This is a genomic window from Flavihumibacter rivuli (genome assembly GCF_018595685.2).
GTDB lineage: Bacteria > Bacteroidota > Bacteroidia > Chitinophagales > Chitinophagaceae > Flavihumibacter > Flavihumibacter rivuli.
This window is the reverse complement of the sequence record NZ_CP092334.1, coordinates 264,138-276,813: the sequence shown is the minus strand read 5'-3', so window position 1 is coordinate 276,813 and position 12,676 is coordinate 264,138. Positions and strand designations below refer to the sequence as shown.

13 protein-coding genes are annotated in these 12,676 nt (G+C 49.7%); 7 read left to right on the top strand and 6 right to left on the bottom strand.

All coding sequences use genetic code 11. From position 1 onward, the window contains the following. Window positions 1–17: 17 nt before the first annotated feature. The 3 genes from KJS94_RS01165 to KJS94_RS01155 form a co-directional block, all read right to left on the bottom strand. Window positions 18–812 carry an SDR family oxidoreductase gene (locus KJS94_RS01165; RefSeq protein ID WP_214446928.1) on the bottom strand — a complete coding sequence of 265 codons (795 nt, stop codon included), beginning with the start codon at window positions 810–812 and terminating at the stop codon, window positions 18–20. Between the two features lie 32 nt (window positions 813–844). Further along, complete coding sequence (locus KJS94_RS01160; protein WP_214446927.1) at window positions 845–2,050, bottom strand: hypothetical protein; 1,206 nt, start codon at window positions 2,048–2,050, stop codon at window positions 845–847. 62 nt (window positions 2,051–2,112) lie between these two features. After that, a complete protein-coding gene (locus KJS94_RS01155; RefSeq protein ID WP_214446926.1) occupies window positions 2,113–2,724 on the bottom strand; it encodes a Crp/Fnr family transcriptional regulator in 612 nt (203 codons plus the stop codon). A gap of 228 nt (window positions 2,725–2,952) precedes the next feature. Here KJS94_RS01155 and KJS94_RS01150 point away from each other — a divergent pair, with 228 nt between their 5' ends. The 7 genes from KJS94_RS01150 (at window position 2,953) to KJS94_RS01120 (ending at window position 9,638) form a co-directional block, all read left to right on the top strand. Then, entirely contained in the window at window positions 2,953–3,423 is a 471-nt protein-coding gene (locus KJS94_RS01150; RefSeq protein ID WP_214446925.1) for a c-type cytochrome, read from the top strand. A 24-nt stretch (window positions 3,424–3,447) separates the two neighbouring features. Then, window positions 3,448–5,451: a Sec-dependent nitrous-oxide reductase gene (gene nosZ, locus KJS94_RS01145; RefSeq protein WP_214446924.1), complete on the top strand. Its 2,004-nt coding sequence runs from the start codon at window positions 3,448–3,450 to the stop codon at window positions 5,449–5,451. A gap of 65 nt (window positions 5,452–5,516) precedes the next feature. Further along, entirely contained in the window at window positions 5,517–6,527 is a 1,011-nt protein-coding gene (locus KJS94_RS01140; RefSeq protein WP_214446923.1) for a nitrous oxide reductase accessory protein NosL, read from the top strand. 2 nt (window positions 6,528–6,529) lie between these two features. Next, window positions 6,530–7,756: a nitrous oxide reductase family maturation protein NosD gene (gene nosD, locus KJS94_RS01135; protein ID WP_214446922.1), complete on the top strand. Its 1,227-nt coding sequence runs from the start codon at window positions 6,530–6,532 to the stop codon at window positions 7,754–7,756. After that, entirely contained in the window at window positions 7,753–8,466 is a 714-nt protein-coding gene (locus KJS94_RS01130; RefSeq protein WP_214446921.1) for an ABC transporter ATP-binding protein, read from the top strand. The genes nosD and KJS94_RS01130 overlap by 4 nt, the downstream gene beginning before the upstream one ends. A gap of 1 nt (window position 8,467) precedes the next feature. After that, window positions 8,468–9,235, top strand: a complete 768-nt coding sequence (locus KJS94_RS01125; RefSeq protein WP_214446920.1) for an ABC transporter permease subunit — start codon at window positions 8,468–8,470, stop codon at window positions 9,233–9,235. Window position 9,236: 1 nt separating this feature from the next. Beyond that, window positions 9,237–9,638, top strand: coding sequence for a group III truncated hemoglobin (locus KJS94_RS01120; protein ID WP_214446919.1), 402 nt, complete (start codon window positions 9,237–9,239; stop codon window positions 9,636–9,638). Window positions 9,639–9,744: 106 nt separating this feature from the next. On the opposite strand, the gene KJS94_RS01115 is transcribed toward KJS94_RS01120, so the two are convergent. The 3 genes from KJS94_RS01115 to KJS94_RS01105 all read right to left on the bottom strand — a co-directional run bounded on the left by KJS94_RS01115 (window position 9,745) and on the right by KJS94_RS01105 (window position 12,663). After that, window positions 9,745–10,314, bottom strand: coding sequence for a fasciclin domain-containing protein (locus tag KJS94_RS01115; RefSeq protein ID WP_214446918.1), 570 nt, complete (start codon window positions 10,312–10,314; stop codon window positions 9,745–9,747). A 178-nt stretch (window positions 10,315–10,492) separates the two neighbouring features. Next, a complete protein-coding gene (locus KJS94_RS01110) occupies window positions 10,493–11,134 on the bottom strand; it encodes an immunoglobulin-like domain-containing protein (protein WP_214446917.1) in 642 nt (213 codons plus the stop codon). Between the two features lie 20 nt (window positions 11,135–11,154). After that, complete coding sequence (locus KJS94_RS01105; protein ID WP_214446916.1) at window positions 11,155–12,663, bottom strand: SusD/RagB family nutrient-binding outer membrane lipoprotein; 1,509 nt, start codon at window positions 12,661–12,663, stop codon at window positions 11,155–11,157. Window positions 12,664–12,676 lie beyond the last annotated feature (13 nt).

Here is a 12,676-nt window from a genome sequence, read left to right as displayed (position 1 = left end):
GGATGGGATACATGTTCTCACTCATAGTGCTTCCTCACCATTTTCTCAAAAACAGCGGAAGGCAATATGCGTTTAAGCGTAACCGATAGTTTTTCCAGGGGCTTGCCGATGCGGTAGATCGCTTTCGGGGAAGGGGTTTGCAGCACCTTATCCACCAGGCGGCAGACTTCCACAGGATCCATGCCCTTGCTCACGCCTTCGTTGATCAGCTCATTGGTACGGGCAAAGGACTTATGGTAAACGCTACCGGCATCAACACCCGTGGCGAGACGGTGCTGGTTGATGGCCGTACGGATATCACCCGGCTGCACCACACAGGCCTTCACGCCATAGGCTGCCATCTCCATCCTGATGGATTCGGTAAGCCGGTCAACAGCTGCCTTGGAAGCACTGTAGAGGCCCCTGAAAGGCAGGCCGATCTCCGCGCCAATGGAACTGATATTGATGATAAGGCCACTACCCTGCTGCCGCATGGCGGGCAGTACGGCCTGGCAGGTATTCATCACCCCAATGATATTGGTATCCAGCACTGCGCGTATATCCCCTTCCGTAAGGTACTCGAGCGGACCGGCAATGCCCAGTCCCGCATTATTGATCAGCACGTCGATCCTTCCTTCTTCCTGCAGCACCTTGGCCACACCCTGCTGTACCGACTCCTGCCTGCCCACATCCATCACCAGGTGCCGGAAATGCTGTCCCGATACCGGCCTGCGTGACGCGCCATAAACGGTATGTCCCTTTGCTGAAAAATAATTTGCCAGGGCCTCCCCTAAACCGGAAGATACCCCGGTGATCAGAATAACTTTAGCCATGCGCAAATAAACCAATAAACAGGGACTTCTCCTTATTCATCATGGGACCCGCGCCGGTGATGGGGGAAGTTCAGGGCACCGGTTGCCAGGACCAACAACAATGCCGCAGCCAATAAGATGGGATTGGCCAGGGGGAAGGCAGTATAACTGATGGAGGCAATTCCCTGGACCATCAGCGTCAGCTCGGTGAGGGCAATACCCGCCAACAACAAACCAACTGCAATGGGTAACCGCTGTTGCCGTAGGGCGACCAGCCCTACCTGCATTAACCAGCCCACCAGGAAAAGCGAGATGCATCCCAGCAATACCAGGTGGAGGTAACCGATCACGATAGGCCGGTAGGCAAAGGCAAATTTGGAGAAGAATGGGATAGCGGAGAAAGCCTGCAGCAGGAACTTGATGCCCATGGCAGCGATGGCGATCAGCCATACCTGCCTTACAGGCTTTTCCAGCTTCAACCATTGCCACTGGCTCCACAAGGCCCGCAGGAACAGCGCAAAACCGATCAATTGAACAATACCGGCCACAGCAGCCAGTACGTATAACCAGGCGGGAAGGCGCATCCAGAGCGCAGATAAGGCACAGGCCGGAACAGCACTCACCACCATTAAGAGCATACTGCTTTCGAGCCCTGCCACCACCCTGCTTTTCACCATCGACAACAGGATGGCCAATATCCCGAAGAGGAACCAGCCATTGTATTGAAAATGCAGGTAGAAATATACCGCGCCAAAATAATGTTGCGGATGATCGATCTTATTGGCCATCAGCCAGGCGAGATAGAAGGTACCCAAAGAGGACAATACCAGGAAGACCAAGGCAGCCTTTAAAGACAACAGGGCTGCCTCCCCTAAGCCGGTAGCAGGAGCTGAACGCCACATCCGGAAAGCGAACCAGTAGGATACCAGTACGGAGGCAGTTGAAAAAAAGATCGAAACCGCACCATAACCCTGGAAGGGAAAGCTGGACAACATACCCACTGCACTGATCAGCTGGGCAACAAATAAAGGCTGGAATTTCCTCGCTTGTTCAATTGGCAGCAGTCCAACCAATACGCCCATTAGGCAGAGACTCACCCAGCCGGCAAAGGCAAAATGCGAATGGGCATGCAACAGGTGCTTGTAATTCAGCCAGGGCAGGGAGGCCATGATCTTCACCCTGAGTAGCAGGCCCACCAGGGCGAGCAGGAAAAAATTGAAGAGGGCAATACGGCACCAGGTTTTCCCCAAGGCATTCATCAGTGTTGTTTTTTACAAAGGAAACCGGTTTGGCCAGCCCAAAAGATGATTCAACGCAGGTTTTAATAGAAGACCTTTCCCCTCTGGATGGTAAGGGCACCCTTATCATGAAGGTTCCGGATGGTCCGGATAACGGTCTCCACCCTCAGGCCTGTCATATCCGCAATCTGCTGGCGGGTAAGGTGGAGCTTACACAAACGGCCGCTGATTTCATTGGAATTGTTCTTCTTGTAATAGTTCAGCAAGGTGGATATCCGCTGTTCAGGGTTATTATAGGCGATCTCTTTCAAGGTCATGAACTTAAAGCGGAGGCGCTCTACCAGCAGCCTGGTAAAGTGGAAATGCACTTCAAAATTCGCCTTGATGAGTTGAAGGAAACTGCTCTTGTGGAGCCGAAGCAGGGTACAATCCTCATCCGCGATAGCGGTAGCCGCATAGGGCTTGTCATCAAATAAGGGGAATTCACCAAAACTCTCCCCTTCCTCAATGATCACCTGGATGAACTCCCGGCCTTCTTCATTGATATTCACCCAACGCACCCTACCCTCCACTACCTGGTGGTAAAAACAGGCATGTGTGCCTTCCAGGAAAATAAGTTCACCTTTCTTAACCTTCTTGTATGTAGCACCCCAACTCAGTAGGAGATCTTCGTTGATAGAGGGTTGATGGTTCATGTTGGGTAATTTGATGAACAAATCTATCCTCACTTCCCCCGCGATAACATGACCTTCAACCTTACCCTGGCTGAAATTGAACAGGACAGCCAACTGACCAATATCATTCAGCTACATGATTTTCCCCCAATATCGAACCCATTTACCCAATTATGACTCGAATCATAATTGCTCCTTCAGGCCTCAGCTAAACTTGTGGTTGTTAATCACTCAACCAAATCAATCATCATGAAAAAGTTACTCTTCATCGCCGGTATGCTGGGACTTATTTACGCATGCGGCGGGGCAGACACCGCTAAGGAAGAAAACAAGGACGCTACCCAACCGGCAGCAGAACAGGCTGCCACCCCCTCAAGCCCGGAGAAAGGCATTGGCAAATTCAGCGCCATTGAACTGGGCGACAAACTCGATGCAGCCATGGCCACCAAAGGCGAACAGGTATATGATGTTAAATGCGCCGCCTGCCATAAACTGACCGATGAAAAACTCGTAGGCCCCGGATGGAAAGGAGTAACCCAAAGGAATAAGCCTGAATGGATCATGAACTTCGTTACCAATGTTGACGAAATGCTGGACAAGGACCCCAAGGCCCAGGCACAGCTGGAGATCTGTATGGTACGCATGCCCAACCAAAGCCTGAGTGATGATGATGCCCGCCATATCCTGGAGTTCATGCGCAAGAATGACGGTGTTAAGTAAGCAAAACCCTAACAATCACATACAATGAAGAACATTCAACAAACCTGCATGGCCCTGCTGGCGGCTGCGAGCCTGTTCAGCTTCAATGCCTGCAAACCAAAATCAGCCGGCAGCGCCGTGAGTGGCGATGCAGCTATCAAGGCCTATGTGCCACCCGGTAAGTACGACGAGTTTTACAATTTCGTATCCGGCGGCTTCAGCGGCCAGATGAGCGTGTATGGCCTTCCTTCAGGAAGACTCTTCCGCGTGATCCCTGTTTTCTCTGTTGACCCGGAAAAAGGCTATGGCTACAGCGAGGAAACCAAACCCATGCTGATGACCTCCCACGGTTTCGTTCCCTGGGACGACCTGCACCACCCTGAACTCTCCCAGACCAATGGCGAGATCGATGGACGCTGGGTATTCGGAAATGCGAACAATACCCCACGTGTTGCCAGGATCGACCTCACCACTTTCCGCACCGCAGAGATCATTGAATTACCCAACAGCGCGGGTAACCACTCTTCCCCTTTCATCACAGAGAATACCGAGTACGTAGTAGCGGGTACCCGTTTCTCCGTTCCGCCTGACTATACCAATGGGGATGTACCCATCAGCACCTACAAGGAAAATTTCAGGGGCACCATCAGCTTCATCAGCGTTGCCAAGGATGGTAAGATGGACATCGCCTTCCAGTTATTGCTGCCTGGCGTGAACTTCGACCTCAGCCATGCCGGCAAGGGCCCCAGCCATGGATGGTTCTTCTTCAGCTGCTATAACTCCGAACAGGCCAATACCCTCCTCGAAGTGAATGCCTCCCAGCGCGATAAGGACTTTATCCTTGCCGTGAACTGGAAGAAGGCAGAAGAATACCTGAAAGCAGGCAAGGGTGTTAAGCAGAAAGTGAAGTACGCCCGCAACCGCTATGACGAGAACGCCCATACTGCCACCCATGAGATCCTGGATGAAGTGACCGTGCTGGATGCAGTGGCTCTCAAGGATATCTGCTATATGATCCCTTGTCCCAAATCACCTCACGGCTGCGATGTTGACCCCACCGGCGAATACATTGTAGGTAGTGGTAAACTGGCCGCACTCATTCCCGTATTCTCTTTCCAGAAATTGCAGAAAGCGATTGCTGACAAGACTTTCGAAGGCGAATATGAAGGGATCCCTGTAGTTAAGTATGAAGCAGCACTCCATGGTGAAGTGCAGAAACCCGGTCTTGGCCCCTTGCATACCGAGTTTGATGGTAAAGGCAACGCATATACATCTTTCTTCGTTTCCTCTGAGATCGTGAAATGGAATATCAAGGACCTGAAAGTGCTGGACCGCGCTCCCACCTACTATTCCATCGGCCACCTTTGTGTACCCGGCGGCGACAGCAAGAAGCCCAGTCCGAAGTACGTGATCGGCTACAACAAAATCACCAAGGACCGCTATCTCCCAACCGGACCTGAACTGGCCCAAAGTGCACAGATCTATGATATCAGCGGCGACAAGATGCAATTGATCAATGACTTCCCAACCATCGGCGAACCGCATTACGCCCAGGCGGCACCGGCTGAACTGATCTCCAAGAACTCCAGGAAGATCTACAAGATCGAAGAGAACAAGAATCCTTATGTGGCCAAAGGCGAGAAGGAAAGTAAAGTGGTACGCGAAGGAAACAAGGTGCATGTTTACATGACCTCCATCCGTTCCCACTTCTCACCCGACAACATAGAAGGCGTGAAACTTGGTGATGAAGTGTATTTCCACGTAACCAACCTGGAACAGGATTGGGACGTACCGCATGGCTTTGCCGTTAAAGGCGCCGCCAATGCTGAACTCCTGATCATGCCCGGTGAAACCCAAACCCTGAAGTGGGTACCGGATCGCGTGGGCATCTTCCCGATCTATTGTACTGACTTCTGCAGTGCCCTTCACCAGGAAATGCAGGGCTATGTAAGGGTGAGCCCCAAGGGCAGCAATGTGCCCATCACCTTTAGTCTTGGAAAGAATTCCAGCGACCCCAAAGCTCCTGTAAAGGACAGCACCAAACAGTAACCCTTAGAGCAACCCAGGGGTCTGCCAATACCGGCAGGCCCCATTTTTCCCAACACCTCAGTAATATGAACAAGCCACTTTCAGGAATAACAAGGATCACCTGCCTCATTTGTGCAGCCGGACTCGCAGCTGTTATCTTCCTGCCTATCTGGAGGATCGACCTTGTTGCACCGCAGTACCCGGAAGGCTTATTCATGCAGATCTACGCCAATAAACTCGGCGGGGATGTAGAGATCATCAACGGCCTTAACCACTACATAGGTATGAATACCATTCACGAAAAGGATTTCGTTGAATTCATCGTTCTACCCTACCTCATTGCCGCCCTGGCGATCTTCGGTCTGCTATCAGCCATCATTAACCGAAAATGGTTCTTCCTCGCATGGTTCATCTTCCTGCTTTTGTTTGGCGTGATAGCCATGACTGATTTTTATATCTGGGAATACAACTACGGCCATAACCTCGACCCCAATGCAGCGATCAAGGTGCCAGGCATGGCCTACCAACCACCCCTCATCGGGTATAAACAATTATTGAATTTCGCGGCCTATTCCATGCCCGACAGCGGTGGCTGGATCTTTGTGATCGTTGGCGTCTGCCTCACCGGCTGCACTGTCCTGGAACTCAGGAAAAACCGTAAGAACAGGTCCCCTTACAGCAATTTACCCCTGCTGATCCTATCGGTGTCCCTGCTTAGCTCCTGCAACAGCGGCCCTAAAGAGATCCCTTACGGACAGGTCGGTTGCGAACATTGCAAGATGACCATCATGGACAAAAGATTTGGTTGTGAACTGGTCACTACAAAAGGGAAGGCCTATTTTTTTGATGACCTTTCCTGCCTGACCAGTTACCTTAAAGCGAAAGATGGCGATGATGCTGAACAAGGCGAAAAATTTGTGGCTGACTATGGCGGCAGCGGAAAACTGATCCCACTGCATCTTGCCATCCTCATCAATTCCCCTTCCGCCCACGGACCAATGGGGGGAACCATCATTGCCTTCGAAAATGACAAGGATGCAGAAGCCTTCCTGGATAAGAATCCCGGAAAACTGCTTGACGGGAGTATGAACCAATAGTAATGAAGCATTTACTACTATACCTGTTGCTATTCCTATCCTTCCGGCACGCCGGGGCAACAACTTTTTCCATTGCACCAGGCAATGATATCAATACGGTGATCAATCGTTCTGCCGCAGGAGACACCATCTTGTTCCTGCCAGGAACCCATGCCACCAGGGGCATTGTAGTTGACCATCCGTTGTTCCTGATCGGAAAAGGCAATGCCACCCTTGACGGGCAAGGCAAGTACGAGATCATCACAGTCCGTTCTGACAATGTCATCATTGAAGGCTTACATCTTTTCCATTCAGGCTACTCCAGCATCAATGACCTGGCAGGTATCCATATCTATAATGCCCGGAATGTCCTGGTACGCAACAATTCATTCACCAATAATTATTTCGCCATCTATCTCCAGCATGTTTCCCATTCGGTGATCATGAACAACAAGCTAGAAAGCGATGCCGCCAATGAAATCGAAAGCGGCAATGGTATCCACTGCTGGAAGAGCGATAGCCTGGTCATTGCAGGCAATAGCATAACAGGCCACCGTGATGGCATCTATTTTGAATTTGTCACTGCTTCCAATATCATCAACAATAAGAGCTTTGGCAATATCCGTTACGGGCTGCACTTCATGTTCTCCCACAACGACCTCTATGTCAACAACACCTTTAGCAATAACGGGGCAGGTGTTGCCATCATGTACACGAAGCATGTGCGGATGTACAAGAACAAGTTCATCAATAATTGGGGAAATGCAGCATACGGTATACTGATGAAAGACATCAGCGACAGCCATGCAGAAGGCAATGAATTCAACCGCAACACAGCGGCCATCTATATGGAAGGCAGCAGCAGGATCATGATCACCAGGAACCGCTTTACCAATAATGGTTATGCCATGAAGATCCAGGCGAGTTGCGACAACAACAATATCGTCAATAACAATTTCCAGGGCAACTCTTTTGATGTGGCAACCAATGGATCATTGGTGCTCAACTATTTCACCAACAATTTCTGGGATAAGTATGAAGGCTATGATCTGGACAGGGATGGCAAGGGCGACGTGCCCTACCGTCCGACCAGCCTGTTCACCATACTGGTTGAACGGAATGCCAGTGCCATGATGCTTTTGAGAAGCCCCATTACATCCCTGGTAGAAAAAGCGGAGAAGATCCTGCCGGTCTTTACCCCTGAAAGCATGAAGGACAATGCCCCTTTAATGAAACCCTTACCATTATGATCATCGCAACCAATGTCAATAAACAATTTGGCCGGCAGAAGGTACTGGATAACATCAACCTGACCTTTAACAAAGGCCAGACCATTGCCCTGATCGGCCCAAACGGTTCAGGCAAGACCACCCTGATCAAATGCCTGCTGGGCATGGTTATTCCCGATAGTGGCTTTATCACTTTCAACCAAAAGAACATCAAACATGATTGGCTTTACAGGGAAAAGATCGGTTATATGCCCCAGCTCAGCAGGTTCCCTGAAAATATGACCATTTCCCAGGTATTGGACATGGTGAAGGATATACGCAACAGCAAGGGAACTGAACTTGATGAGGACCTGGTGAGAACATTCGGGATCGGGGGATTGTCATCGAAGCGCATGAGTACCTTATCAGGCGGCACGAGGCAAAAAGTGAGTGCCTGCCTCGCCTTTCTATTCCGGCCCGATGTATTGATCCTTGATGAACCGACAGCCGGCCTTGACCCATTGTCCAGCGAGCAACTCAAGGAGAAGATCAGGATGGAGAAAAAGAACGGCAAGCTTATCCTCATTACCTCACATGTGCTCAGCGACCTTGATGACCTTGTAACCGAGGTCGTTTACCTGCAGGACGGTAAACTCCAGCTGCATAAAAAGCTTTCCACCCTCCAGGAAGAAACAGGACAGTCCCAGTTGAATAGGGTAATGGCTACCATCATGGCCAAAAACAACCGATAACATGAAAAAGATCACCAAATACATCTTACTCGATATCCTGAAGAACAGGACCGTCATTGCCTATACCCTACTCCTGCTGGTCATTTCACTGGGATTATTTTCGATGGAAGAGCATCCTTCCAAGGCCATTCTCAGTTTGCTGAACCTTACCCTGATCATCACGCCGCTGGTAAGCATCATTTTCAGCACCATCTACCTGTATAATGCGCAGGAGTTCATTGAGCTGATGGTAGCACAACCCATCCGAAGGACCAGTTTACTGAGCAGCATATACCTGGGTATTTGTATATCGCTTTGCATCGCAGTAATGATAGGCATCGGGATTCCCATCCTCTTATTCAGTGCCGACAGCACCGGACTCACGCTGGTCTTTACGGCCCTTGGATTAAGCCTGGTATTTTGTTCATTGGCATTACTGGCAGCCGTTCTAACGAGGGATAAGGCCAAGGGGATCGGATTGGCATTGTTGCTTTGGTTCTATTTTGCCTTCATCTATGATGGCATAGTCCTGATGATCCTCTTCCAATTTGCTGACTACCCCTTGGAAAAAGCCATGATCGCCATGAGCAGCCTGAACCCGATAGACCTGGGAAGAATACTGCTCCTGCTAAAACTGGACATCTCCGCTATGATGGGCTTTACCGGCGCCGTATTCAAATCTTTCCTGGGCAGTTCCTTTGGATCTATCTTTGCGGCCACCGTAATGACCCTATGGATCATCCTGCCCTCCTGGTGGGCTATCCGAAAATTCAATAAAAAAGATCTTTAAGATGCAGGCTTTAAAGAACGATATAGCTGGCAGGAAAGACATTGAATTGCTGATCAACACCTTTTATGAAAAGGTTAGGTCCAACCAGTTGATCAGCCATTACTTTACACAGGTAGACTGGGACCACCATTTGCCCATCATGTATCAATTCTGGGAAAACATCCTTTTTTATACCGGTGGCTATAATGGCAACCCCATGCAGATCCACCATCGCCTTCACCAGCGCAACCCTCTGGACAAGGAAAGTTTCCAGGAATGGCTGAACCTATTCAATGAAACCGTCGACAACCTTTTCTCCGGAAATAATGCGGACCTGATCAAACAAAGGGCGCTCTCCATCGCCACCATCATGCAGATCAAGATCCTCTATCCCGATAACCAGGCCAAACCCTTAGGTTCCTGACCCATTCAACTTTATTTCCCTATAAAAACCAACGAATAGTTTCCCAAGAAAAAGTCCGCTATAGGAATATAGCGGACTTTTCGAACAATAAAAGGGAACTAAAATATCACTTCTTGGCAGGCGGCAGTAACACCGCATCAATTACATGCACTATACCATTACTGGCAGGAACGGAAGCAATGATCTTTGCAGTACCATTCACGGTCACTACGCCGTCCTTAACAGAAAGGGTAATATTATCGCCATTGGCCTGGCCCAGCACCTGGCCATCCTGCATTTGCTCAGTCTTGATACCTCCAACATACACATGGTATTGCAGGATATTTTGCAGGTCAGCTTTCGCTTCCGGCTTCAATAATCCTTCAACGGTTCCGGCTGGTAATTTATCAAAGGCGGCATTGGTAGGCGCAAAAACCGTAAAGGGGCCTGCATTGGATAATACATCCACCAGTTCTGCGGCTTTCACCGCAGCCACCAATGTAGTATGGTCGGCACTGGCTGCCGCGACTTTAACTACATCCTTTTGGGATTCATCATCCTGTACTGTTGATTGTCCGCCATCGGGCACATTGGTTGTTGCGGCTGCACCCTGGCTCTCCGGCTGTTGGTTACCCTGGCAGGAAACCAGCACCATTGCCATCATTGCGCAAACCACAAGATTGGAGATCTTCTTCATAATGGTTGTTTGTTTTAGGTCTTGGTATTGGCAAGATAAACAGCCCTTCAAAAAATCATTATGACCACAATCATAAATACAAAAAAGCAGGTAGTAGACACTACCTGCTTACACACACAAGAGAAAAATAGTCTTTGCTGTCTTGATGCTATTAGGGATGACAGCTATCCCAATTTACTTATTGTTTTACAAAAGTCCTTAGACCATTTCCATAACCTGCATTCAACACCCTCCAGGTAGATCCCCCTTCGGTGAAATTGATCTCGGTAACAGACATGGTTCCCGCATCAGTAGGCTGGGCCGGGCAGGTATATTTACCCTTCTCCGTTTCCACCATATACACGATGATATTTGTACCAATACCGGCCCCGCCGGGGTTGGTCACCTTATACACACCCTCTGATACCCGCTCAACGAAACAGGAAACCCCTGTGGCAGTACGAACATAGGTGCCGGAGCGGTTGACCGTATTGGTTACCGAAGTAACCGCTACCCTCCTGGCTACGGTCGTTTCAAAACCATTCGCATTGGAAGCGCTGAAAATAACCAGGTACAGACCGGGCACATCGGTGTCCACATTATCTGATGTAGGCGCCAGATCAGACTCCTTTCCTGTAATATCATCCTTCAGGATCGCTCCCTGGTCTGTATAGTTGGCACCTACCGGCAGTACAACCAATTCCTCCCCTTTCAGGGTGATTTCCGGGTAACTCACTTTAACTTCCCTGGAAATGCCATCCGTGGTTTCCTTCTTACATGAAGTGGCTACGAATCCGGTGATCGACATGGCGACCAATATCTTGAATAACTTTTTACGCATGACTAAATGTTTAATGAAGATCAATTCTGTCCGTTAGTATTCACATCCCACCACAGTTTATCCTTTACCGTTTTTTGTGCCGGGGTATTGGGGTTCCTGCTCACTTCTGAATCAGGATAGAGGATGCGAACCGGGAAATTGTTGCCAATACTGCTGGTGGCAGAGATGGTAAAGAAATCCGGGTAACCCGTACGCCTCCACTCGGTCCAGGCTTCGAAATTCTGGGTACCGCAGAAGCTTACCCATTTCTGGGTGATCACCCGCTCCAGTTTTTCCTCGAAGCTTCCTGCAGCCGGATACTTCACAGCGTCCTGGCCGATGTACAGATTGTATTTCGCCTCGGGCAATCCCCAGTACAGAAAGGACAGCAATACCCCATCTTCATACAATTGCTGGGCATTACCTGTTCCCCATCCGCGCAGCACAGCCTCTGCCTGCAAGAAATAGCTTTCCGCAGCGGTAAGGAAGATCACCGGCGCTTCTGCTCCGCCAATCGGATTATCAGGGGTAATAGGGCCACCTACAGCTGGTGCAGGTTTTGAATAACTATTTGCATTCTGGTTACCCTGCAGGTTGGGACCATTGCCCTGGTCAATACCCGCAAAATTGCCTGTATTGGGCGCCTGGGTTGCCCTGGTGAAGAATACGGGCAGCCTCGGATCGTTGGTTGCGCCCAGGTAACCAAGGACAGTATTACTTGCCAGCAGGTTATTGGAAGTCAGGGTCTGGAAGGTCGCGAACAAAGGGTTCTGGTTGAACTGCTCCTTATTGAAAGGAACGAAAGCATCTTCATGGTAGTCGATGAATTCAGCATTCGCAGCATACATGGCCTTGATACCGTTCTCCGCAACTGCCGGACGCACATAGGCCTGCCTCAGGTAGATCTTCAGTTTAAGGGTATTGGCGAACTTCTTCCATAAATGCATATCACCATGGAAAAAGAAATCATCCTCACCCGGATGCTGGGCAGTGTTCTCATCGATCAGGGCCAGACCTTCATCCAGTAATTTGATCAGGCCATCGTACACCTTATCCTGGGTATCGAACTTGGGGCGGACATTACCATTCTGTGCATCCAGTGCCTCAGAGAAAGGAATATCGCCATGCAGGTCGGTCATCACCTGGAACATGTAAGCCTGCATGATCTTACCGATCGCGGCATAATTCTCCTGGCCTGTCCTCATACCCTCTGTTACCAGGTATTTGAAATCGGCCAGAGGACCAGAATACACGCTTTGCCACTGACGGTCATAAGAGGTACTGGTTACATTGTACTGGTCCAGTGGTTTGTACTGGCTGGCAGTAGGTCCTTGTGTCCAGTATTGACCCCATAATCCGCCAAGGATCTGGAAGGGGTTGCCCAGGTTATAGGCACTATATCCCAGGGCTGTTGGCAATACCAGGTCTACAGATGCATCAACAGGGTTGTTAGGGTCCTTATTGATATCCAGGTAGTCCTTGCTGCAGCCTGTGAAAGCCAGGGCAGACAAAGCCACGAGGGGAGCAAAAAATTTATTCTTGAAATTCATGCGTTCAACTTTT